Here is a 26,366-nt window from a genome sequence, read left to right on the forward strand (position 1 = left end):
GGGTTGGCATAGTCTCCGAGGTGAGAAACCTCGAATCGCCTGACGAAGGAAGCGTCCGGCAAAGGAGACTACGCCATGAGAATCGATATCACGACAAGCGAGGACATTCAGCCCGCCGCAGCGGTCACGGGCGAGCTTTTCGACAACTGGTTTGGCCCGATCGAAACCAGCATCCGCGCCCAGGCTCGTGGGCTGATCGAAGGGCTTATCAACGAAGAACTTGAACTCGCGCTGGCGCGCCCCCGCTATGGCCGGCTGAAGGATGCCGATCAAGCGAATGGAGTTGCTGACCATCGCCACGGAAGCCGGCGCCGAACACTGACGGCGACCTTCGGCAAAATGGACATAGCTGTTCCGAGAGCGCGGCTGGTCGAACCGGATGGCCGAACAAGCCAAACGTGCTGACAGGCTTGAACCAAAACGGTACGCGGTGAGGAGTGGTCTTTGAAAACTGGGCCACCATGGACGATCAGCCGCCGGCGAAGAGGAAGGGTCCGCCCCGCTCGGAGATTCATGCGGAACAGGGTAAGCCCATAGGGCCGCCGGCAACGGCAAGCGAACTGCAAGGAACGCTGTTGGCGCTGTAGGTAAAGGAATGCGAAAAAAGTGAACGCCCGGCTGTAATGGACGGGATACGGGCTGAAACATCGCCTGACGCGAAAGCGGGCAGACTTCCGCGCGGTCAGCCGTTGCTGCGCGCGAGTTTCGACGACCCCACGCTTGCAAAAACTGCTGCCTCAAGCCCATCCAACGCCATGTTCGCGATCACCGGCGAGATAATCCCCCCTTGCGGGGTGCCCGCCGACGTCTCGAATAGACGACGCTCGTCGTCTGGCGGCATCGCGGCCAACTCTACCAGGAGCACTGAAATGAAACTCGCGAGCTACGAAAAGCGCGATCTGAAAGCGACCAGCGCGTGCGCTTCCCCGTCGGCATGGTCATGCTGGTGATGGCGGTGTGGGTGGGGTTTTGGGTCGTTCCCCCGGTCGGCTGGTACGCTGATGCGCCCTGGATCGGATCGGGTCCCCTGGTGTGGGAGGCCTTGAGTGGGTCGTACTCCGGCGTGCTCGCCGAATGGCCCACGGTCATTCCGGGCTACACCCACGTGCTCGCAGCTTTCACCACCGCCTGGCGGATTCCGATCGCGACCGGCATGGTGTTCGAGTTCTACATCCGAATCGGCGGCTGCCTGCTGGCCTGGTTCGCGGCCTCGCGCATCATGATGCGCGAGGCTGCAATCGTGGGTACGCGCAAGCACTACGAAGGACTCGAACTCCAGCAAGGCAGTATGGCAAAGCGGAGTGCTTCGGCGTTTATGGCCCAAGAGGATCGCGGGCAAGGCCTCGGAATCGCGCTCGCGCCCGGGGTGATCCTGTCACGACTGCGGGAGATTCGCGGGGTACTGCTGCTCGGTGCACCGGGACCGGCGAAGACCCGCATCATCTTGCATCTGTTGCAGGAAATCTTTGCCGCGATGTACCGCTGGCCCAACCGCAATGTTCGCGTCCTCATCCATGACACCACGGGCGAGATTCTGAGCGGGCTCCCGCTACCTGATGCCGCCTTCGCGGTGCTGCACGGCCACCGGCCAGGCGGCTATGCCTGGGCGGTCGGGCGCGACGCGCTGACCAAGAACGACGCCGAAGCGTTCGGCGCATTGCTCGCGCCCCGCACCGACGAAAGCATCTGGGAATCCGGCAGCGGTACCCTGCTCGGCGGATGCGCCGTTCAATGCTGAGAAGATCGACGCCTTCGCGCGACTGATGAACGCGAAGCTGGATGCGGGCGACACCAACACCCGCAAAGGCTATATCCGCTCGATCATCGACGCGGTCGAGGTGTTGATGATCAAGCCATCCGGATCATCGGCAGCAAGGACATTCTTCAGGCCGCCATTGCCGGCAGACAGAACGAGAACGGAAATGTTCGTGGTTTTGTACGCAAATGGCGCGCCATTCAGAATGAAACTACGAACTCATATGTTATTGATATTTCGCTATAATTCTGCCGCTGACCTGAGACCTGCTGGCATTCTTGCACATCATTCCAGCAATTGAGGGCAAGATGAACAATTTTGGATCCGGCAAGGCTGACGCACGAACGCACTTTGAGGGAGAGCGCGGCGTATCTGAGGGTAATGCTGGGTGAAGAATCAAGTGCGCCTTGGCTTTGACACACGTCGAGAACTACTTCGGCTATGCAGGTTCCAGCTGACTAAAAGGTATTTTTATACCTAAGAGTATATAAACTTGAAATGGTCAAACCATTATAGTATTCGTCCGAAATGACCTTTCATCCGGTGAAGCCGTCGCGGCTATTTGAAGAAATTTCCCGCCAAATCGGAGATCAAATCCGTTCCGGACAATTGAAGGCGGGGGACAAGCTCCCGAATGAGCGGAAACTGGCGTCAACGTTTGCCGTCAGTCGCCATGCCGTGCGGGAAGCTCTGCGCTCGCTCGAAACGATCGGTCAGTTGGAATTCAAGAAAGGCGCTTCGGGGGGAGCATTCGTTGCCAAGGACAACCCTCTGCCGTTCACAAAGATCATGCGGGGCATGTTCGAGGTCGGCGGCATTTCCCTTGAGCAATTGACGGAAGCCCGCCTGGCGATTGAAGCCGCGGTGATCGCAGTGGTGGGAGATCGCTTTGACGATCTCGATCTGACCTCGCTCGAGGCCAATGTGGATGCCGCGGAGCGAGAGACCATTGCCGGCAATTTGGCGAAAAAAACTCAACTCAACGTCGAATTCCACACCCTGCTTTCCGATCTGACGGGGAATCCGATTCTCATCATGATGACGAAATCACTGATGAGCATACTTCTCGATTTCATCAAGGCTGTCGGATCGGTGATGGGTGTCGACGTCATTCAGTCGCGCCGACGTTTCCTCAGGCATCTCAGAGATCGCGATATTCGAGGTGCTACCCAGGAAATGGAGAGGCATCTGAAGATACTGCATCTCCACTACATCCGGGCGGCAAGCAACAAGCTAGAAACTGCAGGAACGAAAAATGGCAACCAGTGATGTTCTGCGCGCGATGATAGATGAGACGCGGCGTTTTGTGCGTCAGGATCTGCTGCCCGCCGAGGAGTGGGTGGAAGAGCACGACGACATTCCGGCGCCCCTCGTCAAGAAGATGAAAGAGCTCGGCTATTTCGGGATGACGATTCCCGAACAGTATGGCGGGCTCGGTCTTTCCATGTTCGACGAAGTCAGCGTCGTCATGGAAATCGGCTATGCGTCGCCCGTGTTCCGCTCCTATTTCGGAACGAGCAACGGTGTCGGCACGCTGGGAATGTTGATTGACGGCACCGAAGAGCAGCGTCAGGCTTATTTGCCGCGAATTGCGAAGGGCGATCTGGTCGCGTCATTTTGCCTGACAGAGCCCGGTGCGGGGTCCGACGCAGCGGCGATCACGACGAAAGCGGTTCGCGATGGCGATCACTATGCGATCAACGGGACCAAGCGGTTCACCACCAACTCGCCGCATGCCGGGATTTTTACAGTCTTTGCGCGGACGGGGCCGAAAGATGCGAAGACCGCCGGAATATCAGCGTTTCTCGTCGAGCGCGGCACGCCCGGAATTACCGTAGCGCCGCATTATAAGAAAATGGGATTTCGAGGTTCGCATACGGCCGACGTCATCTTTGAAGACTGTCGTGTGCCCGCAAGTGCGTTGCTCGGCGGTCGGGAGGGGATTGGGTTCAAGACTGCGATGCGCTCGCTCGATCATGCGCGCCTTCACATGTCAGCCGTTGCAACCGGGCTGAGCCGTCGTCTGATCGACGAAGGCGTTCGGTATGCGTCAGAGCGCGTTCAATTCGGCAAGCCGATTGCACAGTTTCAACTGATCCAGGGAATGCTGGCGGACTGCGAAGCGGAAGCCTTGGCATCTCGCTCCATGATCGAAAACGTCGCGCGTATGAAGGACGAGGGGCGCGACGTCACGAAGGACACTGCTTGCTGCAAATACTTCACCACGGAGGCCCTCGGCCGCATCGCTGATCGGGTGCTGCAGGTTCATGGTGGCTATGGGTATATCAAGGAATATGCAATCGAACGTCTTTACCGGGACGCTCGGCTGTTCCGCATCTACGAGGGCACCAGCCAGATACAGCAGCTTGTCGTCGCGCGCGAAATGCTGAAGCAGCCCGCAGCATGAGTTCGGACGGGACCGCGGTCGCGAGTGGCCCGTTGTCGGGAACGCGCGTTCTCGATCTCACGACCGTTGTCATGGGGCCGTACGCTTGCCAGTTGCTGGGCGACTACGGAGCCGATGTCATCAAGGTCGAATCCCTTGATGGAGACGTCATGCGACTGTCGGGGCCCATGCGGAACCCCGGCATGGGCCATCTTTATATGACGACCAACCGGAGCAAACGATCGATTGCGGTCGATCTGAAAGCCGAGGAGGGACGCAATGTCCTCCTCGAGTTGATCAAGACGTCGGATGTCCTACTTTACAATATTCGGCCGCAGGCAATGGCCCGCCTCGGTTTGTCGTATGACGACGTCAGGTACGTGAATCCGAAGATCATCTATGTGGGAGCCTTCGGCTTCAGCCAGCGCGGTCCTTATGCCGCACGCCCTGCCTATGACGACCTTATTCAGGGGATGTCCGGCCTGTCCTGGCTTGGGCTGAAAGGTGGTGCCACGGAGCCTCGCTACGCACCGGTGATCCTGGCGGATCGGATCGTCGGCCTGCAGGTCGCGCTTGCGACGGTCGCTGCATTGAACCACAGGAACATGACGGGTGTGGGTCAACGCATCGACGTCCCGATGTTCGAGGGGCTTGCATCGATCATTCTCGGTGAACACCTCGCCGGCGCGCTGTTCGAACCGCCGATCGGTGAGGTGGGTTACCAGCGCAGCCTCGCCTGGAATCGCAGGCCGCACCGGACGCAGGACGGTTACATCTGCACGCTGGTTTATTCGGATAAGCACTGGAAAGCCTTCTTCGAATTGATCGGAAAGCCAGACGTTTTCACGAACGACGCCAGGTTCTCGTCTCAAGCGAACCGCCTGAAGCACATCGACGAGGTGTACGGCTATCTGGCCGACGTGCTGGCCACCAGAACCACGGATGACTGGCTGGCGGTCTTCACCGAAGCTGATATTCCGGCGGCGCGCATGAATTCACTTGAGGACATCTTGGACGACGAGCATCTCAATGCAATCGGTTACTTCCGATCGGTGGACCATCCGAGCGAAGGTCGGATCAAAGATATCGCGGTGCCGACCGAGTGGTCGGAATCACAGCCTCGCCCTCCGCGACATGCGCCACGGCATGGTGAGAATTCGGTCGAGATTCTGGAAGAGGCTGGTTTCGGCCGCGAGCAAATCGAGGATCTTCTGGCACGAAAGATCGTCAAACGATCAAACTAACAAGCTACGCATCGGGAGAGGAACATGAAAGCAATGGTTCAATTGAGTCGTATCGTGGTCGTGGCGGTCGCGCTTGGTATCGCGGGTCCCTCGGTCGCGGCTGAGATGTCCGACAATACGGTCAAAATCGGCGTGCTTGATGACATGAGTGGCCCCTATGCCGAGAATTCGGGTGCGGGGGACGTCCTTGCAGCAAAGATGGCGATCAAGGATTTTGGCGGCAACGTGTTGGGCGTCCCGATCAAGCTCGTTTCGGGAGATCTTCAGAACAAGACCGACGTTGGCATGGCGATCGCGCGCGAATGGTTCGACGTCGGCAAAGTCGATGCAATCTTCGGGCTCGGCAATTCATCGGTCGCGTTAGCCGTTCAGGGGCTGGCACGCGATAAAAACAGAATTACGGTGGCTACCGTGGCCGCGACGTCCGAACTCACCGGGAAATCCTGCTCGCCGAACAGCGCGCACTGGGTCTACGACACCTATTCCTTGGCAAAAGGAGCGGTGAAGGCGGTCGTCGGTGCCGGTGGAAAGAATTGGTATTTCATCACGGCGGATTATGCATTCGGACACTCACTTGAGGCAAACGCGACGACATTTGTGAAATCGCTTGGTGGCACCGTTCTCGGGTCGGTCAGACACCCAACGGGCACCGCTGATTTTAGCTCCTTCCTGCTGCAAGCCCAGGCATCGAAGGCGCAGGTCATCGGCGTCGCCAATGCCGGCGCAGATACCGTCAATGCCATCAAGCAGGCCGCTGAATTCGGTATCGGTCTGCATGGTCAGAAGATGGTTGGCCTTCTGATGCAGGACACCGAAATCCATGCGCTTGGGCTGAAGTCAGCGCAGGGGTTGCAGTTCGTAGAGGCCTTCAACTGGAATCAGAACGACGAAACCCGCGCTTTTTCCAAGCGCTTTTGGAAAGAGTACGGCCAGCCGCCCACCGAGGTGCAAGCGGGAATGTACAGCGCGGTCACGCACTATCTCAAGGCAATCAAGGCGGCGGGAACCGACGAAGCAAAGGCCGTGATGGCAGAAATGAAGTCACTGCCTATCAACGACTTCATGACGAAGAACGGCCATATCCGCGATGACGGTCGCGTCATTCGCGACATGTATTTGATGGAGACGAAGACACCAGCAGAATCGAAAGGTGAGTGGGATCTTGTAAAGGTTGTCGCCACCATCCCGGGTAATGAAGCATTTCGGCCGCTGTCTGAAAGCGCTTGTCCGCTGGTTAAAGGCCACTAGTCGACTTTGTTCATGGCGTTATCTCACGACGATCTGCGGCGGGCGCCTTGTATGTCGCCCGCTGGGTTGAGCTGACAATCTTGATAGCATGCGGCAGCTAACTCCCGACATTCTCCGCTCCGAGAGAGCGTCGCAGGCATTCACGTCATCAACGCAGGAGCAGTCACCGCGAGTGTGGACGCCCTCACGATAGTCCTTCCGTCGCGCCTTGATTTGCTAAGCGTCGATCTCGGCGGTCACGCTCGCCTCGACAAAGGCATCTGCAAAGAATTGCGCTTCCGGCAGATCGTGATGCGACGTGAATTCATGTTGCGCGGCGGATACCATCAGGGGATTGCCGCAGGCGTAGACATCAAAGGGTCCGAGACTGTTGTAGTCTTCGAGAACGGCATCGTGAACGAGACCGGTCCGTCCCCTCCATGATGACGGTGGTTCAGACAACACAGGCGTGAAAGAGAACCAGGGCAAGCGTTGGACCCATCGCGTCGGTAGATCGGAGAGATAGATATCTTCGCGCTTGCGCGCCCCCCAGTAGAGATGCACGGGGCGGCGATCGCCGGCGATGATCGCGGTCTGGATCATCGACTTGATGGGAGCAAATCCGGTGCCGCTCGCCAGCAAGATCACAGGCCGTTCCGTCGGGCGCAGGTGGAAGTCACCATACGGCGCTTCAATTTGCACGGGATCGCCAGGTGACAGCTTCGCCAGCGTTCCGGTCGAGAATTTTCCCCCCGCCACGTGACGGATATGCAGTTCGGCAACGTCGTTGTCGCGCGTCGGATTGGCCATCGAAAAATTGCGGCGATCTCCATCCGTCATCAGGACCTGCAGATACTGGCCGGCCTTGAATGGCGCACGGAGGCCGATCGGAAAGCGCAAGTGCAGGATCGTGACACCAGGTGCCGGCTGGACCAGCCGATAAACCCGCGCCGTGATGGTCTTGCGCCGGAAGATATCGATGCGCTCGAAGCGCTTCGGGCCAATGGTCAGGTCGGCGCGTGGCTGGGCGCGGCACATCAACGCGGTACCGTCAGCGACGGTCCGCCGTCCACGGCCACGTTGTTCGACTTCACCGTCGATCAGCCTCGCTTCGCAGGTGTTGCAAGCGCCCTTGCGGCATGACGACGGCATGGCGTAACCAGCCCGCTCTGCAGCATCGAGTATGAATTCGCGCGGCTCACAAGGAAACGTGACGTTGCTCTCGGCAACACGGATCGTGAATGTCATGCCGCGCTCGCCGCTGCTGGTTGTGCAGGGACGTTGCCGATCAGGCGCAGCGTCCGCAGGACCGCCGCGGGATCCGCCTTGTTCTGGCCGGCGATATCGAACGCACTACCGTGGCCGACACTGGAAAACAGGACGCCGGCACCGACCGAGAGTGCCGATGCCTCGCGGCCGGCCAGAAGCTTCACCGGAATATGTCCTTGATCGTGATAGATCGCGACGAACCCGTCGATATCCTTGCGCCCGAGGATGATGTCGGCGCCGATCGGGCCTTCGACCGATAAGCCTGCGGCGCGCAATCTTTGCACGGCTGGAGTCGTGATCCGATCGTCATCGTCGCCGAACAGGCCGTTCTCTCCGGCGTGCGGATTGATACCGAAGATGCCGATCCGTGGATTCGCTACACCAAGCTGTCGCAACGTAGTGGCACAGGCCAGCCCGGCTTGCTCGATCAATTCAGGTGTCAGGCGCGCCAATGCGTGATGGATGCGTTCGTGCAGCGTGGCATGCAGGATGCGCAGGCCGCCGCCAATCAGCATCATGAACACCCTCTCTTCAGGCGTATGGGTGAGGCGTGCGATCAGGCCGGGATACCCCGAAAAAGGAATGCCGGCAGCGTTAACGGCGGTCTCGCTGTGCGGACAACCGACGATGGCATGCGCTTGTCCGCTGCGAATTAGGCCAATCGCTGCGTCAACATAGGCAACGGTTGCGCGGCCCGCATCGGCGTCAACCTGTCCGGGGCGGAAGCGGTTGGAAGGGAGTGCAGCAACCGGATGCAGCAGAATGCTTCCATCGCTGGAGGGCTGGCCGGTGAAGCTTTGGAATAGGACATCGGGTGCACAAAGGCCGCCATAGTGACGGATGATATGTTCGTCTCCGATCAGGATCACGCGCAAGTCTTCGCTGTTGCGCATAGCGACCGCCGCCTTGACCGCGATTTCCGGGCCGATTCCATTGGGATCGCCGATCGTCAATGCGATCGTTTTTGCGCCATGCTTCATAGTGGCAGCGCCAGCAGGGTATCGAAGCGTGAGCTGTCGCAGACGACGATGCGCTCGTGAAGCTTAAGGTCACGCTCTCCCATTGTGTATGCATCGAGATACTGTCCTGTCGCATAAACATCCGTCGTTCCGTCGCGCATGATACGGACAACGAAGAATGAGGTCTCGCAGCGCACCTCGTCCGTTTGCTCGGATACGATCCAGGGTTGGCCGAGGAAATGGCGATAGGCGTGACGCTCGTAGATGTTGGCTTCCCGCAGCGAGGCGATGCGGTCGCGGAGCATGCCTTTGGAGTTGGCGAAAATGACTCCGGCTTCAAGCCCACGGCTGTGATTGTCAGCGGTGGTGATCTTGTAGAGGCAATTGTCTTCGAAAAAGTCCGGCCATGCTTCAATCTGACCGTTGTCGATGCAGCGGACATAGGCGTTTTGGGCACGGGCGATCAATGCAACGATATCGGTCACGGCGGCGCTTTCCTTATAAGCTCATCTGATTGCGATAGGCTTTCCAGAAGCCGCGAACGGAAGCCTCGGTCACGCGGCTTTCGCTGCTGTCGGTGCTCGCTCCACCCATCTCGATTACGGCTTTCTCGCCATCGGCACCGGCAATACCGCGCTGGACGAAGCCGCCGACACAGCCGTCTTCCATTGAGATGTAGCCTGCCGGCCCGACGAGGTTTGCCTGCTTAAGCCTCGTCAAGCGCTGCTCGGGTGTGTCCTCGGCAAATCCCAAAAGGGTCCAGTGCAAATCGGTGCGGTTGACTCCGCGCGGCACGATCTGGCGCACCGCGATGGCATTCTGGATCTGCTGCAGCACGAAGGTCGGAAATACCGACAGGATTTGCAGCGTCACGTTGTCGGGGAATTCCTTGAAACTCTGCAGCAGCGAGGGGTCGGCGAGACTGAATTCGCTGTCTGAGCGGATATTCTGCTCGGCATATTCGTTGTCTTGTTCTGCCGTTGCATTCACGGCGGAAAAACTGACGTGATGTCCACCGGTGGGGTCGACGATAATACCGCCCGTTTGCGAGAGGCGGTTCAATTCGAAGGTGGTGAAGAACAGATGAAGGATGCTCGCGTGGTAGGAGTCCTTCACGTTCTCCACATAAAGTTTCCAGTTGTTGGGCAGCGACTGGGTGTAGCGGCCGAGCACCGCGGGCGTGCGGCCTCCCAGTACGCGGCCGATTCGTGAATGGATCTCCTCACCGAGATGCTCCTCAAGCGGCGGTACGTCATTCGAGAAGCTGCCGAACACTAGGCCGAAAGCTTCGGCGAGCCGCAGCTTGCGCGGGTTGTGATGCTCCATGCAGAAAGACGGTGACATGCCGCCTTTGCCCTTGATGCCATCCTTGAATGCGACCTCCTTGAGGTTGCCCTGCCGGTCATAACTCCAGGCGTGATAGACGCAGGTAAAAGCCTTCGTGTTGCCGCGCTCTTCGAGCGCGATCAGCGCGCCGCGGTGCGCGCAGCGATTTTCAAAAGCGTAAAGTTCGCCATCGGAATCACGGGCCACGATCACCGGAGTATCTCCGATAAAGGTCGTGATGAAATCGCCGGTATTTTTCACCTCGACCGCGAGGCAAAGGAAATTCCATGAAGGGCCTTGAAAGATTCGCTTCTGCTCGGCTGCGTAGATCGCGCGATCCTGGAAGACCCAATACGGCACACGGGTCACGCCGTCCGTAGGCCAGGCTGGGAAGCCCGCTTCAATGGCGGTGCGCGCGACTTGATCGAGCATGAGACCTCCCCCCTTGTATGGAAGGCAATAGTTCTTGACGATGAGTTCAGTTTGTTCGAATATCGAACAAGCGTTCAAGTTAAAGAATTGCTCTCAATAACCGGGTTGTCAATATGACGGACGGTGCGTCGTCTTCCTCAACGCGGGATCAACGTTTGCCGGAGGGCATGGGAGGGCTCGCGAAGGGACTCGCTATCATTGAGGCTTTCTCGCCGCATCGCACACGCATGACCGTATCGGATGCTGCGTCGGCGTCGGGCACCACGCGTGCGTCGGCGCGCCGTTGCCTCCTGACTCTGACTGAACTCGGCTATCTCGACTTCGACGGAAAGTACTTTCGGCCGCAGCCGCGGTTGCTGGCACTCAGTTCAGCTTATTCGGGTCCACGGTCATTGCCGCAATTGGCGCAGCCTTTTCTCAAGGCTGCCCGAGACGAGTTGCACGAGTCAGTTTCGCTGGCCGTGCTGAGTGGAGATAAGGGACTATTCGTCGCACGATCAGAAGCCGAGCGGCTGGTCACGACAGGTATATCACTCGGCACGAGGATCGATCTCTATTGTTCGGCAACCGGGCGCGTACTGCTGTCGGCCTGGGATGATGAACGTCTTGCGGCCTATTTCGACCGGATCAAGCCCGACGTGCGCACGCGACATTCGATCGTCAAGAAGGCCGCTCTGCGTGAGGTCGTGAAGAATGTCCAGAAATTGGGTTACGCGACAATCGATCAGGAGTTGGAGATGGGCCTGCGATCAATTGCCGTTCCGGTTGTGGACGAGCGCGGTAACGTTGTAGCCGCCATGAGCGCAAGTACCTCCACCGCCCGCGTCTCAACAGTGCAAATGATCAATTCCTTTCTCCTCGTCCTGAAGGCAAACGCCGCGGGCCTCGGGCGCTTAACGGCGTCATTGATCACGAATCGCGACGACCGTGTGGATTTAGCCTAACTTCGCGGTCAGTTCGGGCACCGCCTGATAGAGGTCCGCTACCAGACCGAAATCAGCCACCTGGAAGATCGGCGCGTCCTCGTCCTTGTTGATCGCGACGATTACTTTGGAGTCCTTCATGCCGGCGAGATGCTGGATCGCGCCGGAGATGCCGATGGCGATGTAAAGCTCCGGCGCCACCACCTTGCCGGTCTGTCCGACCTGCCAGTCGTTCGGCGCATAGCCCGCGTCCACCGCGGCGCGCGAGGCGCCAACGCCGGCGCCGAGCTTGTCGGCCAGCGGTTCGATATACTTGGTGAAGTTCTCGCGGCTCTGCATGGCGCGGCCGCCGGAAACGATGATCTTGGCCGAGGTCAGTTCGGGGCGGTCGCTCTTGGCGACTTCCTCGCCGACAAAGGTCGAGAGGCCCGGATCGGCTGCCGCCGCGGCGCTCTCCACCGGCGCGCTACCGCCCTCGGCCGCCGCGGCGAAGGTCGAGGTGCGTACGGTAATGACCTTCTTGGCGTCCTTTGACTTGACGGTCTGGATGGCGTTGCCGGCATAGATCGGCCGCTCGAAGGTGTCGGGCGCGACCACCTTGATGATCTCGGAAACCTGCATGACGTCGAGAAGCGCTGCGACGCGCGGCATTACGTTCTTGAAGCGCGAGGTCGCGGGCGCGACGAAGGCATCGTAGTTGGGCGCGAGCGAGACGATCAGAGCGGCGAGCGGCTCGGCAAGATCATGCGAATAGGCCTCGCCTTCGGCGAGCAGCACCTTCTTGACCCCGTTGAGCTTGGCGGCGGCATCGGCTGCGCCCTTGGCACTGGCACCGCCAGCGACCAGCACATGCACGTCGCCGCCGAGCTGGGCGGCCGCGGTCAGCGCCTTGTTGGTGGCGTCCTTGAGGACACCGGCTTCGTGTTCGGCAATGAGTAGCGTAGTCATCAGAGAACCCCGGCTTCGATCTTCAGCTTGGAGACGAGTTCGGCGACGTCCTTTACCTTGACGCCTGCCTTGCGGCCCGCCGGTTCGGTAGTCTTGAGAACTTCGAGATGCGGCGTGAGGTCGACGCCGTAATCGGCGGCAGCCTTCTCATCGATCGACTTCTTCTTCGCCTTCATGATGTTGGGCAGCGAGGCATAGCGCGGCTCGTTGAGGCGCAGGTCCGTGGTGACGATCGCCGGGCCCTTGAGCTTGACGGTTTGCAAGCCGCCATCGACTTCGCGCGTGACCTTGAAGTCAGAGCCGTCGACCTCGAGCTTGGAGGCGAAGGTCGCCTGCGACCAGCCGAGCAGCGCGGCCAGCATCTGGCCGGTCTGGTTGGAGTCATCGTCGATCGCCTGCTTGCCGAGAATGACAAGCCCCGGCTTCTCCGCATCGACCACCGCCTTCAGGATCTTGGCGACCGCGAGCGGCTCCACATTGCCGTCGGCCTTCACCAGGAAGCCGCGGTCGGCGCCCATGGCCAGGCCCGTGCGGATGGTTTCGGAGGCCTGCTGCGGTCCGATCGAGACCACCACCACTTCGGTTGCCTTGCCGGCCTCTTTCAGGCGCAGGGCCTCCTCGACGGCGATTTCGTCGAACGGATTCATCGACATCTTGACGTTGGCGAGTTCGACGCCCGATCCGTCACTCTTGACGCGGACCTTGACGTTGTAGTCGACGACCCGCTTTACCGGCACAAGAACCTTCATCGATCCTCCTTCCTCCCGTTGCCGAACTGCAACGTTTACTTCCTGACACCACCGATGGACATTAGTTCACGGGCTATAACAAGACGCTGAATGTCCGACGCGCCCTCGTAGATGCGAAGGACGCGTGCGTCGCGAAAAAGACGCTCCGCCGCATGTTCCGCCACATAGCCCGACCCGCCGTGGATCTGAACCGTTCGGTCAACCGCTCGGCCACACATTTCCGTGGCAAACAGCTTGCAACAGGACGACTGTAATGTGATGTCCTGTCCATTGTCATGAAGCCGCGCCGCGTCGAGCACCATGCATTCGGCCGCGTACAATTCGCTTTGCGTGTCCGCAATCATACTCTTCACCATCTGGAAGTTGGCTAAGGGCTCCCCGAATTGCTTGCGCACCTGCGCATATGTTATCTATAGGGCATGATGTTGCCGACTTTGATCTCAGTGTCCGTGGCACCTGTGTCATACCTCTTCTGCGCCAGCGCGGTGCACGTCGAGAGACCGAGCAAGGTGAGCGCAATAGAAGCAGCGGCGAGTTTGTCGGTAACGGCAGTCATTTTTATCTCCCTTTAGTCTCGATGAGTATCTTTTCTTGTGACGCGACGGCGCCGCATAACGTTCCGCGGGCCTCGCCGCTTGTCGCTGAGGCCAGGCACGCAGCAGGCACATAGTTTGTCAAGCCGCTGGGCGAGTCGAGCGTTGGAGCCGGGATCTCGACCCAGGCACCCGAGAGCAAGTTGCTGTGGCACCGAAGCTTCTGACGCGCGATCAGCTTGTTGGCTCCGATGCAAAGCGAGTGGCATCTTGGTCGAACGCAAAAAGCCGCGCATCGCAGCCAGCCTAGCCGCCAACATAAGCGCCTCTCCCACTCGCCAGTAGGGCGCCGTCGCCACTGACGATTCGTGTTGCGGCAACGCTCATCTGGCGCCCAATTTTGACAGGTCGACCAATTGCGCGCAGCGGGCCGGGTGTTGCAGGTCGGTGGAAATCCACGTGCAAATCAATGGTCGCGCGCGCTGACCCTCCAAATGCGAGAATTGTGTACAGCCCCGTCAGGTCGATCAATGCAGAAAGAATGCCGCCATGCGCGGAAGCGATCTTGGGATTGGACACGATCTCGTCACGCCAAGGCATTTCGAGGATCAGCTCATCCCGGGTTAGGGTAACCAGATTGAGGCCCAGCCAGCGATGGAAGGGCGCGACCTGCAGGCGCTCGCGCAATTGCTCGAGATCGTAAGGCTTGGTCTGCTCCGAACTCACCGGGCCACCTCAGCCCCGTGCGTACGAACCAGAAATTCAACGATGGCCTGGCCAAAGGCGTCGTTCTTGTCTCCGACCACCATATGTGTGGCTTCCGCAATGTCGCTATAGTCGGCGTGTGGAACCAGGCTCCTGAAATGCGCCACGGCCTCGGGCGAGACCAGATCGCTTGACCCTCCCCGGATCAGGTGCACCGGCAAGCGCAATTGTGAAGCTGCGGCGCTCAAAGTCGCACGCCGACGATCGATGAGTTCGACGTCCGTTATTCGAGCCTGCATTACGCCTTCGATAAATGCGGGATCCCAATGCCAGTAGTACCTCCCGTTTTCCCCCAGACGAAGATACCGCTGAAGCCCCGGCGAAGCCTTTCGGCTTGGTCGGTGCGGCAAGTATTGAGAGATGATGTGCGCAGCCTCCTCCGGCGATGCAAAGCCTTCGCGCGCATGCGCGGCCATAAAGCCGACCACCCTGGCCACGCCTTCCGGCTCCATTTGCGGGGTGATGTCGACCAGCGTGAGCGATGCAAAACTGTCACGGCTGAGCTCGCCCTCGGCGATAATGCCTGCCAGCCCTCCAAGCGAAGCACCAATTAGAGCTGGCTTTCGGGCGCTGGCTTGCGCAATGGCCACAAGGTCGCTTGCAAAATCGCGGATATCATAGGCTCCGTCCGTGGCCCAGGAACTGTCGCCATGCCCGCGCATGTCGATCGCGATCGCGCGAAATCCATGACTCGCCAACAGTTTTGAGACAGCTTTCCAAGCGCGACGGGTCTGCCCTCCGCCGTGCGCCAGGACGACCGGGAAGGCCTGCTCACCCCCTTCGATCGAGGCCGCGATCGGGTGGCCCTGGTGCCCGGTGAGCATCGTTGGCGTCATGTAGCTACCCGATACCGCCGAGTTGTTGCCCGACTAAACGATCCACAGAGAGCGCGGCATCGCTTCCTGCTTCGATCATATGTCCTGGCCATGCCGACCTGGGATTCGGATTTCGAAATGCGTTCGATTGTTGTGCAACGCCTTTCATCGCCAATCTCTTCGACCCCAGCCATTGCTCGTCACCCGGGAAGTGGCAGGGTTTCGCTCCCACCGCAAACAAAGAGGCTGGCTGAGCTGTTGCGCGAATTAAGGATTGGCGATCGGCTCATACAAACAGGATACAAGCAAGACCAAGGATTGCGATGGCAATCGCGAAGACCAGCCGAGCGCCAATTAGCGTGGAAATTGATACCGGGCTGAATTCGGCTTTCTGGTTCATGGGCGCATCCCTCATCGCTTCCACCTATTTTTCATTGGACGATGGACTGGGCGAGCGCCGCACCCAAGGCCCGACTTTTTAGGCCCGAACATCAATAGGCTATTTTGCTTAAACAAGCAAGCTTATGATAGGCTTGCATATAAGATGCCGCAATGGAGCGAGCCCATGCGGAAGCGATTGGCTTGATTGGGTCAGACTCGATCACCGCGGAAATGACTGATGTCAAAGACAATCCTGTATCTCATCCCTCTCCTGCCGCTCGTGGCGCTCTCGCCGTCGCGGGCGATCGCTTGGCCCGACGCCACCCCGGTTCTCTTGCAGAAGCAAGCTGCAGCTCAAGTCGACAACGAGGATACCGGCAATGATGCGGCTAGACGTGAACTCGAGCTCTTCCGCGCAGCCAAAGTGCCCTTGCGGCGGGCGATTGCGATCGCGGAGAAACTGCACGCCGGATCGAGGGCTGCGGATGTCACCTTCGATAGCTCGTCGGGATCGGCCGTTTACAAGGTAAGAACGACCAGGAAATCTCGGATCTGGGAAAATGCAATCGATGGGAAAACCGGAGACGTTGCGGGCCGGGAAACTGTCCTGTCCCTGGAGAATCTCGATGCCAACGATCGGAATGATTTCGTCGCCCTGGAGGGCGTGGGGCAAAAATTGTCGGACGCCGCGCTTATCGCGGAGAAGGCGGCCGACGGAAAGGCTATTGGCGCAAGTCTTCTGAACAAGGATGGCAAACTGCATTTCCTCGTCTTGATCGTTAGCGGCAACCACTTGAAAGAGGTTATCCTCGAACCGCCCAGAGCAAGGCGTCCATGATCGGTCGCTACGATCCTGCTCCGTGGGGCGGCTAAGCGTCCTCGTCAATTGGCATCCATCGCCTGCATGGGAGTGGCGGCAGATCCGAGCACGCGGCCTACTTCAGCGTCGATCAATGCCCCCCTGGCTTTCACCGCGGCTTTCATTTGTGGCGGCTACAGGAACTCATTTGTGGCGGCTACGGGAATTGCTTTATCCCTTGACGCGTTTTCGGAATGCGCGGCAATGTTCGATAGTGCCGGATCGGGGACCCCAGCCGTGGATAGTCTTAGCCATCGGATCAGAGAAATAGTTGGCCGGCATTTGAGCGTTGCGCCGGAAAAGATCACCGAGTCGGCGCGGTTTATCGAGGATCTGGGTGCCGATAGCCTTGACATAATCGAGCTCATCATAGCCTTCGAAGAAGCCTTCGGCTGCGAAATTCCCGACGAGGTCGCAGAGTCGATCGTTACGGTGGCAGACGCGAGGCAATATCTTGAAGGCAAAGTAAAGACGTAGTCGGTTATGCGCACCGCGGCGCGTTGCGTACGGGGGCCTGCACGACGATGGGAATCGATCGCTCGCGGTCAGGGGTCCTCCATTGGTTTGCGGCAATTCTTCGCGAGGGGACGCCTTGCGAGGTGGGACCCGGCCATCGTTCCCTTTGCCGATCACGGTAGGGCCGCGTATCAATCCTCCTGCTTTGCGCGCAAGCAAGTGCTTGACCGCAGGCCGGCGCCCAGCCGCGGCGATCCAATCAGTCTTGGCCGAGCACCTGACGGCGGCTGGAGCGCCCATCCCGAGACGGGAATGATCGACAAAATTCCTGCTGAGCAGACGTCCGTCATCGCCAGCGCACTATCGCTTTGCCCCCTTTGGCTCTCATCCCGCCTGGACGTCCTCGCATTTTGTATGGTGCCGGCGCTTGACCGCTACATATGAGCTAGCTTATAATATAAGTTAGTTATTGGAGATTGAGCTTATGACCCGTGGTTCCGTAGACCAGTATTTCCTGTTCACCCTCGCCGAGTTGCAGCGCGTGCTTCGCGTCTATGCAGACAAGCAAGCCGCGCGCTTCGGTATCACCCGGGCACAATGGGCAGTTCTGGCCAAGGTGGAACGGAACGAGGGTATGAGCCAGGCGGAACTTGCCGAGCAGATGGAGATGCAGCCGATCACGTTGACGCGGCTGGTTGACAAGCTGTGCGAGAACGATTGGATCGAGCGACGCGGAGACGCAAACGACCGTCGCATCAACCGGCTCTATCTTCGGAAAGCTGGACGTCAATTGCTCGGGAAATTGAGCGGTCTGCGATCCGAACTCACGGCCACCGCGCTCGACGGCATTCTCCCGGCGGAAGCCCACCGTCTCTTAGCGCAACTCGAAACAATCAAGGACAACGTGCGAAACGCAATTCAAAATGCCGGCGCCGCGCAGGTACGCAAGGAGCCCCGCTATGGCTGATCAGGTCGTCAAATTCGCGCCTGAGCAGAAGGCCGCGCCGCCCGACGGTAAGCCGACCAGGAAGACCGCTGCCGAACCGCGCCGCCGTACGATGGCGGGTCTGCGCCGTTATCGGCGTTCTCTTCTGTTGGTGGTGCTGCCCATTGCTGCCGCACTCGGCGGACTGACTTTTTATCTGCACGGCGGACGTTATGTCGGCACCGATGATGCCTATGTTGGCGCCCAGAAGGTGCTGATTACACCCGACATTTCTGGCAAGATCATCAAGGTGCTGGTTAGGGAAGGCCAGACAGTGAAGCAGGGGGACGAGCTGTTCGAGATCGACCCCGTGCCGTTTCGCCTCGCAGTAGACGAGGCTAAGGCCCAGCTCGCCCAGGCAAAAACCAGCTACGACAATCTGGTCGCCAACGTGAATATCTATGGCCGGATGCTAGATCTCGCCCAGCAGGGCGTCGATCTGAAGCAGCGCGATGTCGAACGCAAGCAGCAACTCGTGAAGAACAATTTCGGGTCGCAGCTAGACCTCGACAACGCGGCCAATGCGATGGTGACCGCGAGCGCACAAGTGCAGTTCATCAAGCAGCAGCTCTCCAACGCCAGGACGCAACTGCTCGGCAATCCCGAACTGCCGCTGGAGCAGTTTCCGCCCTATGCCCAGGCCAAGGCGAAGCTGGAGGATGCCGAGCGTAACCTCGATCACACGGTCCTGCGCGCACCGATGGCGGGTGTCGCGACGCAGGTGGACCAGATCCAGCTTGGCCGCTTCGTGGCCGCGGGCTCACCGGTGTTTTCCGTCATCGACGTTGCTCATCCCTGGGTCGACGCCAATCCAAAGGAGAGCGACCTTACCCACGTCGCGGTCGGACAAAGCGTGACGCTCGAGGTCGACGCATTCCCTGATCATGTGTTCAGGGGCACGGTCGGTTCACTCGCGCCCGGCACTGGCGCGCAATTTGCGATCCTGCCGCCCCAGAATGCCACCGGCAATTTCGTCAAGGTGGTGCAGCGCGTGCCGGTGCGGATCTATTTCGACGAGAACGACAAGTACGTGAAGAGGCTGAAGGCCGGCATGAGCGTCTATGCCACCATCGACACCGGTCACAAGCGTACGCTCGCCGGCCTGCTCGGCCTGTCGGCGACCGCCAACCAGGACAAGGACTGACGTCATGTCGGGTCCGCTGCCTCCGGGCCTGCGCCGGAACATGGTGACGATCTGCGCCATGACCGCAACGATCATGCAGGCGCTGGACACCACGATCGCCAACGTCGCCCTGCCTTACATGCAGGGCACGCTGTCGGCATCGCAGGACCAGATCAACTGGGTGCTGACCTCCTATATCGTGGCTGCCGCCATCATGACTGCGCCTGTGGGGTGGATCGCCAACCGCTACGGGCGCAAGCGCATCTTCATCATCTGCTCGGCCGGCTTCACCCTCGCGTCAGTCCTGTGCGGGCTGGCGCAAGACATCAATCAGATGGTGCTGTTCCGCCTGCTGCAGGGCGTGTTCGGCGCGGCGCTGGTGCCGCTGTCGCAGGCCGTCATGCTCGATTCCTACACGCTTCAGGAGCGGGCGAAGGCGATGTCGATCTGGGGCATGGGCGTGATGATGGGCCCGATCATGGGGCCGTCGCTGGGCGCCTGGCTCACCGAAACCTATTCCTGGCACTGGGTGTTTTTCGTCAATCTTCCGTTTGGCGCACTGACGGTGCTCGGCCTGATGGCTTTCATGGACGAGACCAAGAAGGATCTCACCTTGCGGTTCGACTTCTTCGGCTTCGCGGCACTCGCAGTCGCCATCGGGTCACTGCAGCTCGCGCTTGACCGCGGCGAGCAGCTGGGTTGGCTCGAATCCAACGAAATCGTTGGCGAGTTCATCGTCTCGGCCGTGGGCTTCTACTACTTTTTCGCCCACTCCTTCACGACCTCGCGTCCGTTCATCCAGTTCGCGCTGTTCAAGGACCGCAATTTCGTGACCGGCTGCATCTTCATGACTGTGATGGGGCTGGTGCTGTACTCCACCATGGCGCTGGCGTCGCCGTACCTGCAGAACGTCATCGGCTATCCGATCATTACCGCCGGCATGTTGCTTGCGAGCCGCGGCTTCGGCACTTTCCTGGCCATGATGATGGTCGGTCGCCTCATGCGCTACTTCGAGGCGCGCACGTTGATCATTTCGGGACTGGCACTGACGGCAGGCTCGCTGTTCCAGATGACGGGCTGGACCGAAATGACTCAAGTTCCGGAGATTGTGACCGTCAGCGTCTTCCAGGGTTTCGGTTTCGGCCTCGTTTTCGTGCCGCTATCGACCGTTTCGTTTCTAACGCTTCCAAACCATCTGCGCACCGACGGCACCTCGATGCTGACGCTGTTGCGCAATGTCGCAAGCTCGATCGGGATCTCGATCGTGATCGCCCAACTCACCCAGGGAACGCGCCGCACTTATGCGATCCTGTCCGAACACATCAACCCGTTCAACCACGCCCTGCAGATGCCTGACGTCAGGGGCATCATCAACCTGTCCACCGACGCTGGACGCGCCATGGCGGACAAGATGGTCGCCGTTCAGGCGCAGATCATCGCATTCTCACAAGACTATCAACTCGTCATGCTGTTCATCCTCGTCTCGATCCCGCTCGCCATCATGATCGGATCGACCAAGGCCGCTCTGCGCAAGCAAACGGCAGGGCCAGAGCACGCAGTGATGGAGTGACGACACGCTGCTGTAAAGCATTCCCAGACTTCGGTAGTTGTCGTTCTCATGCGCTGATGTTGCCAACCAGGTGAAAGTTTTAGCGTGAGGTCACGATGAAGGTGCGGGAGCTGGTCAAACTTCTTCAAGATCTGCCTGATCAGGATGCCCGGGTTGTCATAGGAGAGGGTCAGCAGCCCGATGTCTGGCTCCTAGCCAGGTCAGCGTTTTCGTGGTTCGAATCATATCAAGCAGCCTCAGCGAGCTTGTAGGACCAGGTATGGATGATGGGGTGGCGATTGACGTCGTCGATGCCGGCCATGATGCGCTCCGTGAGCTCGTGTTTTGATGTCACCCGGATGTGACGCAGGACGGAGCGGGCGAATTTAGAGAAGAAGCCCTCAATGAGGTTGAGCCAGGAACCGTGCTTGGGCGTGAAGGTAAGTTCGAAGCGGCCTGCGGGTCGTGTGTCGAGCCAGGCTTTGGTTTCTCTCGATATCTGTGCGGAATGATTGTCGAGGATCAGCTTGATCGCCGTGCCGGCCGGATAGGCCGCGTCGAGAAGCTTGAGGAATTCGACGAACTCGCGGCTGCGGTGGCGGTCTCTGACAAGAGCGTGAACCTTCCCCGTCAGCAGATCGATCCCCGCCAACAGGCTGAGCGTGCCATGGCGTCGATACTCAGAATCGCGCATGGACGCCTGGTACGGGAGGCAAATCTGGCACCGTCGTCGCGATGCCTGAATCCCCGGCTTTTCATCGTAGGAGACGATCGCCACCGGCTTGTCCGACCCAAGGCAAACAGGGGAGCAGGTCAGGTTACATGCATCGCTAGAACCGTTATTCGTATAAGCGGTTCTCCAGCATCGCCACATCGGCGACAAGGGAATTCCAATCTCTATCAAACTCCTCTCCGATAGAGTCCCAATTGCCAGCTCTTTCGGCGTTGGAGCATTTCACTTCCAGCCGCTCCCTATGTTGCTGAATCTGGTCCAGGAGGGCCTGATTCGCATTGGAAAGTTTGCCGCGCTCGCGAAGGGCCTCTTTCAAAGCACGCAAACGCTGGGAAAACGACTCTATTTCTTTTCGCATAACTTCGGATCCAGGGTCGATCATTTACTTTACCCTCTTTTCAAAATCTACACGAGAGAATGAAGTGAACGCCATCCTCCGCTTTGATCCGAATCAACGAATCAACGGAGGCGCGGTTCACAAGCTGCCAGCTAGAATTTGAGGCCGGCATTGGTCCTATAGCTTAAAGAATCTATCGCAATTGGCGGCCTCGCTGCTGGCAATGTGATCGAGCAGTTACCAAATCTCGGGTTGAATGCCATTTCGCCCAGCTTCACATTGGACGTGACAAGCCACAGCGGCCAGTAAGTTGCCCAGCAGAATGTCTCAGGCCCCGTTGTTCCGAACGGATTGACGGCACTGCCGGTCGCTATGCGCATCTTGATTTCGGGGCGTGCGCCAGAAACGCTGGCCAAGCGCGGAAGCATCAATCACAAAACCGTTGGTGTCGTCGATCGACAGTCCATTCGAAACGCGGGCGCAGATCTTCGATAAAATTCCAATAACCTTTGACGAAGTTCCAGCCGCATTGCTCTGCCGTCGTCCTTATCACTTCTGGATTGGTCCACGGAAATTCGATGGCGAAAAGAGCCGCGCGCCATTCCGCCCCCTCGTGCTTGCGCTTCGGCTTTGAAGGTGGCGAGGCAGACGATTTGAAAGAGCATGCGTTAACCAGCCACGGTTCGGCCCACAACCATCGGCGACGCAGGCAACGTTCAATTTCCGGCATGGTCATCATGTGGCTGGGTCTCCAGTTTGAGGTGAGAAGATGCAGCGGGAGCGCTCGTGGCGCCGGAGCTGGCCGGGGTTGCGCAGTCGACACGAGCGCGGCTGTCGTGAGCTTCGGCCTGCCGGCCATTGTCGCCGGCATCGTGCCGCACGGCACGGCTGAAGTGATCGCCGTATTCGGCCGGGGCACGGATATGACTACAAAAGGCATGGCACCACATCGCTGTTCGCCGCCCTCGACATTGCGACCGGACGGGTCATCGGCAAGTGCTACGGACGCCACCGTGCCGCCGAGTTCCGCAAGTTCCTCGACGAGATCGAGGCCGCCGTGCCACGAGAACTCGATGTCCATCTCGTCATGGATAACTACGCTACACACAAGACCCCGCTGATCCGGCGATGGCTGGCTAAAAGGCCGCGTTGGCATGTGCACCTCACCCCGACCAGTTCGTCATGGCTCAATCAGGTCGAGCGCTTCTTCGCGCTCCTCACAGATAAAAAGATCAGGCGCGGCGTCTATCGCAGTGTCGCTGCCCTTAGGGCCGACATCACTTCGTTCATCGACCGACACAACGCCGATCCCAAGCCGTTCCGGTGGAGCAAATCCGCCGATGACATCCTCGCTTCCATCGAGCGCTTCTGCCGCCACAATGCCCCAGCCGAACACAACGCGATATCGAAAGCGCACAAGAAAGCGCGAGTGAAGAGACGGTTTTTTGAACTGGAAAAACGGAATGACGCCGCCATGCTCATCGATCCTCCCTAAGGGAGATACCGAACCCAACGAGCGCAATCCCCCCGAACAACGCATCGAAAACGAAGATCAGTGGCGCGATCGTCGTCGACATGACGAAGAACCATGCGAAGGTGATCCAGAAGCCGCAGAGCATGGCGACCAACCCAGAGCACAAAATCCAACTTGCGCCCTCCTCCGGAGAAGCTGTCAAACCGATCCAGATTCGGACCACGCCACTCGCGAACATTAGGGAGAACACGTAGAGCAGCGATGACGCGTGCGTGAAGTTCTCATCCCTGGAAAGAAACAGACCGGCGAGCAGACAGGATGCACCGCCCAGCAACCAATCAACGTAGAGCGCTCCTCTCGCGATTCTTGTGACGAATAATATGACTGCAATTCCGCCGAATATCGCCGAGCTACCGCTTAGATGGCCCGGCAGATGTTGAGCTGCGACGAGTGCATCGATGAGGGCGACGGTGCTAAGTGCGATGAGAATTCCGCCGAGAAACAGGAATCTCAGCCAATCGTTGCTGCCGCGAAACCTGTTTTCAAACAGCTGCCGACGGCGTTCAATTACGTTTTCGATTCCACTGTCTCTCATTCGACGCATCCATGACTGAGGAAATCGCCTGAACTTCATCCGATCATTGTGATTTCACGAAGGAACATCAGCGCTTCACGAGGTGATAGTGACGTCGGAATGATGCTCACGATCGGCCTTGCTGAACCTCGCCTTGAGTTTTTCGCGCAGGGTCTGAAAGGTGACATACAGCATGGGAATCAGGACAATCCCCAGCGTGCTAGCGGCTATCATGTCGACGAATACCGGCGTGCTGACGTTACGCCGGGCGATCATCGATGCGCCAATGGCCCAGACCAGCGGCACAAGACCGAGGATGAAGGCAAAGGATGTCATCATCACCGCGCGGAAGCGCAGTTTTGCGCCGAGTATGGCTGCTTCCTTGATGCCGAGACCGTGCTCGCGTTGCTCTTTGGCAAACTCGACGATCAGAATGCCGTTCTTGGCCGCGAGCGCAATCAACACGACGAGACCGATCTGCGCATAGAGATCGAGCGTTACGTTCGCCAGCACGAGACCAGCGAAGGCGCCGAACACGCCAAGTGAAACGGACAGCAATACCGGGACAGGAATGGTCCAACTCTCGTACAGGGCGACAAGGAAGAGGTAAGCGAAAAACAGAGCGAGGGCGAGAATGATTGACGTCTGTCCCTTGGCTTTCTGCTCCTGATAGGCCGTTCCGGTCCATTCGAAGGCATAACCAGGAGGCAATGCGCGGCCTGAGACCTGGGTCATCGCATTCATGGCGTCTCCGGACGAGACATCCGGCGCTGCCGAGCCGTTGACCGTGACGGCACGGTAATTGTTGTAGCGGGTAATGACCGCAGGCCCCGTTATCGTCCTCAGCTCCGCGATCGACTGTAGAGCGACCATCGTGCCACTCGCATTGCGAACATAGATGTCCCAAAGAGCCGGGATATCCCTTCGGCCCGTAGCGTCGGCTTGCAGGTTGACCTGCCAGGTACGGCCGAAGAGATTCAAATCGTAGAAGCCGCCAAGCGTGGCTTGCAGCGCGGCGAAGATGTCATTGATACTGACCCCAAGTTCTTGCGCCTTTTCCCGATCAATATCGAGATACAGGGAGGGAGCAGCTGCACTATAGGTACTGAAGACCCGCGTAAGACGTGGATCCTGATTGGCTTGATCGAGCAGCCCCTTTGCCACGCTACCGAGCGCCGTCGGGTCGGCACCGTCAAGGGATTCGAGCATGTATTCGAAGCCGCCGCTGGTCGACAGTCCGACGACCGGCGGCAGATTGAACGGAAAGACGGTAGCCGCCCGGATATTCTGGGCCTGACCGAACACTTGCGCGATCAACATTTGCGCTTTGTCCGCCGCTGCCTTGCGATCCTCGAACGGATTGAGTCTGACGATCATGAAGGCATTGTTGCTGGCGGAATAACTGTCGAGCAACGAGCCCGCTCAAGACTAAACAAAAGGTCTTCCTTCTTGACTTCGGCGCCTTCGGCAAAATGTCGTTCATCGATAAAGGCTGTCACGCGGGCAACGAGATCGACGCGGTTCGGCGCAGCATACGCCCGTTGATCTCGGTGGTCTCCGTGATTGCCATGACCCCGGCCTTGGAGACTCCGATCGTTGGAGGCGCAACTGGCCCCGTTTGAGCAATGGCTGAAGGAATGTTCCAAGCTGCGGTAAGCCCTATTCCGAAAAGTACCGCTTTTGATGAGGATGGAAACATGAGGGTCGATTCCGAAGGGCTGCATCGGGTAAAGGGCGCAGCAGGTTTATACAAACGATCCGTATGTATGTAAATAGAATGCCCGATCTACTCGAAAAGGCTAATTGATTCAAAGAATGAGACGGACCAAAGAACAAGCGGAAGAAACCAAGCGGGCTATCCTGAAGGCCGCTGAAATGCTCTTTCTCGAAAAGGGCTACGAGTCTGTCTCCCTCGATGAAATCGCCTGCGCGGCCGACGTCACCCGCGGGGCCGTGCATTGGCACTTCCGCAACAAACAGGGCCTGCTGTTCGCAATTCGCGAAGAGATGCGGATGCCGATGGAGGAACTCGCGGAACGCCTCTCCGCCGACACGACGCTGGCGCCCCTGGATGCTTTAGCCGAGGTCATATCGGCTACGTTCAAGCGACTTCAGGCTGATCCTCGCCAACGGCGCCTTCTCAAAGTTCTACTCAATCTCGACAGCACGGATGCCGAGGATTCGAACCGAGGCAATTTGTTCGAACAGCGACTGCGCGCATCGCTCCAAACTGTTTTCGAGGCGGTGGCACGCACACGCAAGATGCCGGCACCCTGGACGCCGGCCTCGGCGGCTTTGGCATTTCAGGCTACGGTGAGCGGCCTCGTGAACGAATGGGCACGCGGGAAGACGAACTTTGAACTCGTGCCGGATGCCGAAGCAATCATGCGAACGATTCTTCTGGCGTGGGATGTGATGACGAGGCCGGAGTTTCCTGAACTGGCAAGAGATCACAAGCTACTTCGCGGAAACGACAGTGACTGAGATTTGTTCAGAATGTTCTTCCGTGACGACTAACAAGCCCCTCGAACCTCCATGCGGTCGGTGTCACAACTAGAGTCCA

The 26,366-nt window shown here is 58.8% G+C and carries 29 protein-coding genes and 5 pseudogenes; 17 read left to right on the forward strand and 17 right to left on the reverse strand.

Annotation, left to right across the window (positions count from 1 at the left end):
* Positions 1-75 precede the first annotated feature (75 nt).
* The 7 genes from G8O24_RS28985 to G8O24_RS29015 all read left to right on the forward strand — a co-directional run bounded on the left by G8O24_RS28985 (position 76) and on the right by G8O24_RS29015 (position 6,634).
* The gene (locus G8O24_RS28985) at positions 76-405 is read left to right on the forward strand and encodes a hypothetical protein (RefSeq protein ID WP_188105331.1); all 330 of its coding nucleotides are present in this window, start codon (positions 76-78) and stop codon (positions 403-405) included.
* A gap of 511 nt (positions 406-916) precedes the next feature.
* Positions 917-1,738, forward strand: a complete 822-nt coding sequence (locus G8O24_RS45695; protein WP_188105332.1) for a type IV secretion system DNA-binding domain-containing protein — start codon at positions 917-919, stop codon at positions 1,736-1,738.
* Between the two features lie 25 nt (positions 1,739-1,763).
* Positions 1,764-2,057, forward strand: coding sequence for a hypothetical protein (locus G8O24_RS28995; protein ID WP_188105334.1), 294 nt, complete (start codon positions 1,764-1,766; stop codon positions 2,055-2,057).
* A 227-nt stretch (positions 2,058-2,284) separates the two neighbouring features.
* Complete coding sequence (locus G8O24_RS29000) at positions 2,285-3,025, forward strand: FadR/GntR family transcriptional regulator (protein WP_188105336.1); 741 nt, start codon at positions 2,285-2,287, stop codon at positions 3,023-3,025.
* The gene (locus G8O24_RS29005; protein WP_188105338.1) at positions 3,012-4,163 is read left to right on the forward strand and encodes an acyl-CoA dehydrogenase family protein; all 1,152 of its coding nucleotides are present in this window, start codon (positions 3,012-3,014) and stop codon (positions 4,161-4,163) included. Before G8O24_RS29000 ends, G8O24_RS29005 begins: the two co-directional genes overlap by 14 nt.
* Positions 4,160-5,386 carry a CaiB/BaiF CoA transferase family protein gene (locus G8O24_RS29010; RefSeq protein WP_188105341.1) on the forward strand — a complete coding sequence of 409 codons (1,227 nt, stop codon included), beginning with the start codon at positions 4,160-4,162 and terminating at the stop codon, positions 5,384-5,386. Before G8O24_RS29005 ends, G8O24_RS29010 begins: the two co-directional genes overlap by 4 nt.
* 33 nt (positions 5,387-5,419) lie before the next feature.
* Positions 5,420-6,634, forward strand: coding sequence for an ABC transporter substrate-binding protein (locus tag G8O24_RS29015; RefSeq protein WP_188105408.1), 1,215 nt, complete (start codon positions 5,420-5,422; stop codon positions 6,632-6,634).
* A gap of 216 nt (positions 6,635-6,850) precedes the next feature.
* On the opposite strand, the gene G8O24_RS47000 is transcribed toward G8O24_RS29015, so the two are convergent.
* Positions 6,851-7,423, reverse strand: coding sequence for an NAD(P)H-flavin reductase (locus tag G8O24_RS47000; protein ID WP_497717860.1), 573 nt, complete (start codon positions 7,421-7,423; stop codon positions 6,851-6,853).
* Here G8O24_RS47000 and G8O24_RS47005 point away from each other — a divergent pair.
* Positions 7,382-7,756: a hypothetical protein gene (locus G8O24_RS47005; protein WP_244646054.1), complete on the forward strand. Its 375-nt coding sequence runs from the start codon at positions 7,382-7,384 to the stop codon at positions 7,754-7,756. The two genes, G8O24_RS47000 and G8O24_RS47005, sit on opposite strands and share 42 nt — an antisense overlap.
* Here the strand turns inward: G8O24_RS47005 and G8O24_RS47010 are convergent.
* The 4 genes and pseudogenes from G8O24_RS47010 to G8O24_RS29035 form a co-directional block, all read right to left on the reverse strand.
* Positions 7,694-7,861, reverse strand: a pseudogene (locus G8O24_RS47010) (2Fe-2S iron-sulfur cluster-binding protein); the annotation flags it as partial. The gene G8O24_RS47005 and the pseudogene G8O24_RS47010 overlap by 63 nt on opposite strands.
* On the reverse strand, positions 7,858-8,862 hold the full coding sequence (locus G8O24_RS29025; RefSeq protein ID WP_188105344.1) for a PdxA family dehydrogenase: 1,005 nt from the start codon (positions 8,860-8,862) through the stop codon (positions 7,858-7,860). The gene G8O24_RS29025 and the pseudogene G8O24_RS47010, both read right to left, overlap by 4 nt.
* A complete protein-coding gene (locus tag G8O24_RS29030; RefSeq protein ID WP_188105346.1) occupies positions 8,859-9,326 on the reverse strand; it encodes an aromatic-ring-hydroxylating dioxygenase subunit beta in 468 nt (155 codons plus the stop codon). The genes G8O24_RS29025 and G8O24_RS29030 overlap by 4 nt, the downstream gene beginning before the upstream one ends.
* Positions 9,327-9,339: 13 nt before the next feature.
* On the reverse strand, positions 9,340-10,599 hold the full coding sequence (locus G8O24_RS29035; RefSeq protein WP_188105348.1) for an aromatic ring-hydroxylating dioxygenase subunit alpha: 1,260 nt from the start codon (positions 10,597-10,599) through the stop codon (positions 9,340-9,342).
* 113 nt (positions 10,600-10,712) lie between these two features.
* Here G8O24_RS29035 and G8O24_RS29040 point away from each other — a divergent pair, with 113 nt between their 5' ends.
* Positions 10,713-11,543 (forward strand): IclR family transcriptional regulator domain-containing protein, encoded by an 831-nt coding sequence (locus G8O24_RS29040; RefSeq protein ID WP_202988781.1) that lies wholly within the window; start codon positions 10,713-10,715, stop codon positions 11,541-11,543.
* Here the strand turns inward: G8O24_RS29040 and G8O24_RS29045 are convergent.
* From G8O24_RS29045 to G8O24_RS29070, 6 genes and pseudogenes are all read right to left on the reverse strand, one after another.
* Positions 11,535-12,470: an electron transfer flavoprotein subunit alpha/FixB family protein gene (locus G8O24_RS29045; RefSeq protein ID WP_188105350.1), complete on the reverse strand. Its 936-nt coding sequence runs from the start codon at positions 12,468-12,470 to the stop codon at positions 11,535-11,537. The two genes, G8O24_RS29040 and G8O24_RS29045, sit on opposite strands and share 9 nt — an antisense overlap.
* A complete protein-coding gene (locus G8O24_RS29050) occupies positions 12,470-13,219 on the reverse strand; it encodes an electron transfer flavoprotein subunit beta/FixA family protein (RefSeq protein ID WP_188105352.1) in 750 nt (249 codons plus the stop codon). The genes G8O24_RS29045 and G8O24_RS29050 overlap by 1 nt, the downstream gene beginning before the upstream one ends.
* A 35-nt stretch (positions 13,220-13,254) precedes the next feature.
* A complete protein-coding gene (locus G8O24_RS29055) occupies positions 13,255-13,614 on the reverse strand; it encodes an acyl-CoA dehydrogenase family protein (RefSeq protein WP_311972257.1) in 360 nt (119 codons plus the stop codon).
* Positions 13,615-13,631: 17 nt separating this feature from the next.
* A pseudogene (locus tag G8O24_RS29060) lies at positions 13,632-13,775 on the reverse strand (ABC transporter substrate-binding protein); the annotation flags it as partial.
* Between the two features lie 283 nt (positions 13,776-14,058).
* Entirely contained in the window at positions 14,059-14,478 is a 420-nt protein-coding gene (locus tag G8O24_RS29065; protein WP_188105354.1) for a hotdog fold thioesterase, read from the reverse strand.
* Entirely contained in the window at positions 14,475-15,353 is an 879-nt protein-coding gene (locus tag G8O24_RS29070; protein ID WP_188105356.1) for an alpha/beta fold hydrolase, read from the reverse strand. Before G8O24_RS29070 ends, G8O24_RS29065 begins: the two co-directional genes overlap by 4 nt.
* A gap of 302 nt (positions 15,354-15,655) precedes the next feature.
* Here G8O24_RS29070 and G8O24_RS44105 point away from each other — a divergent pair, with 302 nt between their 5' ends.
* From G8O24_RS44105 to G8O24_RS29095, 6 genes are all read left to right on the forward strand, one after another.
* Positions 15,656-15,814, forward strand: a complete 159-nt coding sequence (locus G8O24_RS44105) for a hypothetical protein (protein WP_210324912.1) — start codon at positions 15,656-15,658, stop codon at positions 15,812-15,814.
* A gap of 137 nt (positions 15,815-15,951) precedes the next feature.
* Positions 15,952-16,551, forward strand: a complete 600-nt coding sequence (locus G8O24_RS29075; protein WP_188105358.1) for a PepSY domain-containing protein — start codon at positions 15,952-15,954, stop codon at positions 16,549-16,551.
* 258 nt (positions 16,552-16,809) lie between these two features.
* Entirely contained in the window at positions 16,810-17,049 is a 240-nt protein-coding gene (locus G8O24_RS29080; RefSeq protein ID WP_376708081.1) for an acyl carrier protein, read from the forward strand.
* Between the two features lie 463 nt (positions 17,050-17,512).
* Positions 17,513-17,995, forward strand: coding sequence for a MarR family winged helix-turn-helix transcriptional regulator (locus G8O24_RS29085; RefSeq protein WP_188105360.1), 483 nt, complete (start codon positions 17,513-17,515; stop codon positions 17,993-17,995).
* A complete protein-coding gene (locus tag G8O24_RS29090; RefSeq protein ID WP_188105361.1) occupies positions 17,988-19,157 on the forward strand; it encodes an HlyD family secretion protein in 1,170 nt (389 codons plus the stop codon). The genes G8O24_RS29085 and G8O24_RS29090 overlap by 8 nt, the downstream gene beginning before the upstream one ends.
* 4 nt (positions 19,158-19,161) lie before the next feature.
* Positions 19,162-20,706: an MDR family MFS transporter gene (locus G8O24_RS29095; RefSeq protein ID WP_188105363.1), complete on the forward strand. Its 1,545-nt coding sequence runs from the start codon at positions 19,162-19,164 to the stop codon at positions 20,704-20,706.
* Positions 20,707-20,932: 226 nt separating this feature from the next.
* Here the strand turns inward: G8O24_RS29095 and G8O24_RS29100 are convergent, their stop codons facing one another.
* From G8O24_RS29100 to G8O24_RS29115, 4 genes and pseudogenes are all read right to left on the reverse strand, one after another.
* Positions 20,933-21,463 (reverse strand): IS630 family transposase, encoded by a 531-nt coding sequence (locus G8O24_RS29100; RefSeq protein ID WP_188105365.1) that lies wholly within the window; start codon positions 21,461-21,463, stop codon positions 20,933-20,935.
* A gap of 61 nt (positions 21,464-21,524) precedes the next feature.
* Positions 21,525-21,800 (reverse strand): hypothetical protein, encoded by a 276-nt coding sequence (locus G8O24_RS29105; RefSeq protein WP_188105367.1) that lies wholly within the window; start codon positions 21,798-21,800, stop codon positions 21,525-21,527.
* 382 nt (positions 21,801-22,182) lie between these two features.
* The gene (locus tag G8O24_RS29110) at positions 22,183-22,494 is read right to left on the reverse strand and encodes a hypothetical protein (protein ID WP_188105369.1); all 312 of its coding nucleotides are present in this window, start codon (positions 22,492-22,494) and stop codon (positions 22,183-22,185) included.
* Positions 22,472-22,678: pseudogene (locus tag G8O24_RS29115) on the reverse strand (hypothetical protein); the annotation flags it as partial. The pseudogene G8O24_RS29115 and the gene G8O24_RS29110, both read right to left, overlap by 23 nt.
* Between G8O24_RS29115 and G8O24_RS29120 the strand changes: the two are divergent.
* Positions 22,678-23,127 (forward strand): annotated as a pseudogene (locus G8O24_RS29120) (IS630 family transposase); the annotation flags it as partial. The pseudogenes G8O24_RS29115 and G8O24_RS29120 sit on opposite strands and share 1 nt — an antisense overlap.
* A gap of 106 nt (positions 23,128-23,233) precedes the next feature.
* Here the strand turns inward: G8O24_RS29120 and G8O24_RS29125 are convergent.
* Positions 23,234-23,824, reverse strand: a complete 591-nt coding sequence (locus tag G8O24_RS29125) for a hypothetical protein (RefSeq protein ID WP_188105371.1) — start codon at positions 23,822-23,824, stop codon at positions 23,234-23,236.
* Positions 23,825-23,899: 75 nt separating this feature from the next.
* Positions 23,900-25,219, reverse strand: a pseudogene (locus G8O24_RS29130) (efflux RND transporter permease subunit); the annotation flags it as partial.
* Positions 25,220-25,618: 399 nt separating this feature from the next.
* Between G8O24_RS29130 and G8O24_RS29135 the strand changes: the two are divergent.
* Entirely contained in the window at positions 25,619-26,287 is a 669-nt protein-coding gene (locus G8O24_RS29135; RefSeq protein ID WP_188105373.1) for a TetR family transcriptional regulator, read from the forward strand.
* Positions 26,288-26,366: the final 79 nt, after the last annotated feature.

The sequence above is a fragment of the Bradyrhizobium campsiandrae genome (assembly GCF_014529705.1).
GTDB classification, from domain to species: Bacteria; Pseudomonadota; Alphaproteobacteria; order Rhizobiales; family Xanthobacteraceae; genus Bradyrhizobium; species Bradyrhizobium campsiandrae.

Excerpts from the sequence above, each read along its gene's own strand:
- G8O24_RS29085 (WP_188105360.1), top strand. The coding sequence starts at position 17,513 with ATGACCCGTGGTTCCGTAGACCAGTATTTCCTGTTCACCCTCGCCGAG.
- G8O24_RS28995 (WP_188105334.1), top strand. The coding sequence starts at position 1,764 with ATGAACGCGAAGCTGGATGCGGGCGACACCAACACCCGCAAAGGCTAT.
- G8O24_RS29005 (WP_188105338.1), top strand. The coding sequence starts at position 3,012 with ATGGCAACCAGTGATGTTCTGCGCGCGATGATAGATGAGACGCGGCGT.
- G8O24_RS29125 (WP_188105371.1), bottom strand. The coding sequence starts at position 23,824 with ATGAGAGACAGTGGAATCGAAAACGTAATTGAACGCCGTCGGCAGCTG.
- G8O24_RS29000 (WP_188105336.1), top strand. The coding sequence starts at position 2,285 with ATGACCTTTCATCCGGTGAAGCCGTCGCGGCTATTTGAAGAAATTTCC.
- G8O24_RS29090 (WP_188105361.1), top strand. The coding sequence starts at position 17,988 with ATGGCTGATCAGGTCGTCAAATTCGCGCCTGAGCAGAAGGCCGCGCCG.
- G8O24_RS29070 (WP_188105356.1), bottom strand. The coding sequence starts at position 15,353 with ATGACGCCAACGATGCTCACCGGGCACCAGGGCCACCCGATCGCGGCC.
- G8O24_RS29045 (WP_188105350.1), bottom strand. The coding sequence starts at position 12,470 with ATGACTACGCTACTCATTGCCGAACACGAAGCCGGTGTCCTCAAGGAC.
- G8O24_RS47005 (WP_244646054.1), top strand. The coding sequence starts at position 7,382 with ATGCAGTTCGGCAACGTCGTTGTCGCGCGTCGGATTGGCCATCGAAAA.
- G8O24_RS29075 (WP_188105358.1), top strand. The coding sequence starts at position 15,952 with ATGTCAAAGACAATCCTGTATCTCATCCCTCTCCTGCCGCTCGTGGCG.
- G8O24_RS28985 (WP_188105331.1), top strand. The coding sequence starts at position 76 with ATGAGAATCGATATCACGACAAGCGAGGACATTCAGCCCGCCGCAGCG.
- G8O24_RS47000 (WP_497717860.1), bottom strand. The coding sequence starts at position 7,423 with ATGGCCAATCCGACGCGCGACAACGACGTTGCCGAACTGCATATCCGT.
- G8O24_RS29025 (WP_188105344.1), bottom strand. The coding sequence starts at position 8,862 with ATGAAGCATGGCGCAAAAACGATCGCATTGACGATCGGCGATCCCAAT.
- G8O24_RS29040 (WP_202988781.1), top strand. The coding sequence starts at position 10,713 with ATGACGGACGGTGCGTCGTCTTCCTCAACGCGGGATCAACGTTTGCCG.
- G8O24_RS44105 (WP_210324912.1), top strand. The coding sequence starts at position 15,656 with ATGGCAATCGCGAAGACCAGCCGAGCGCCAATTAGCGTGGAAATTGAT.
- G8O24_RS29015 (WP_188105408.1), top strand. The coding sequence starts at position 5,420 with ATGGTTCAATTGAGTCGTATCGTGGTCGTGGCGGTCGCGCTTGGTATC.
- G8O24_RS29095 (WP_188105363.1), top strand. The coding sequence starts at position 19,162 with ATGTCGGGTCCGCTGCCTCCGGGCCTGCGCCGGAACATGGTGACGATC.
- G8O24_RS29135 (WP_188105373.1), top strand. The coding sequence starts at position 25,619 with ATGAGACGGACCAAAGAACAAGCGGAAGAAACCAAGCGGGCTATCCTG.
- G8O24_RS29105 (WP_188105367.1), bottom strand. The coding sequence starts at position 21,800 with ATGATCGACCCTGGATCCGAAGTTATGCGAAAAGAAATAGAGTCGTTT.
- G8O24_RS29035 (WP_188105348.1), bottom strand. The coding sequence starts at position 10,599 with ATGCTCGATCAAGTCGCGCGCACCGCCATTGAAGCGGGCTTCCCAGCC.
- G8O24_RS29050 (WP_188105352.1), bottom strand. The coding sequence starts at position 13,219 with ATGAAGGTTCTTGTGCCGGTAAAGCGGGTCGTCGACTACAACGTCAAG.
- G8O24_RS29110 (WP_188105369.1), bottom strand. The coding sequence starts at position 22,494 with ATGATGACCATGCCGGAAATTGAACGTTGCCTGCGTCGCCGATGGTTG.
- G8O24_RS29010 (WP_188105341.1), top strand. The coding sequence starts at position 4,160 with ATGAGTTCGGACGGGACCGCGGTCGCGAGTGGCCCGTTGTCGGGAACG.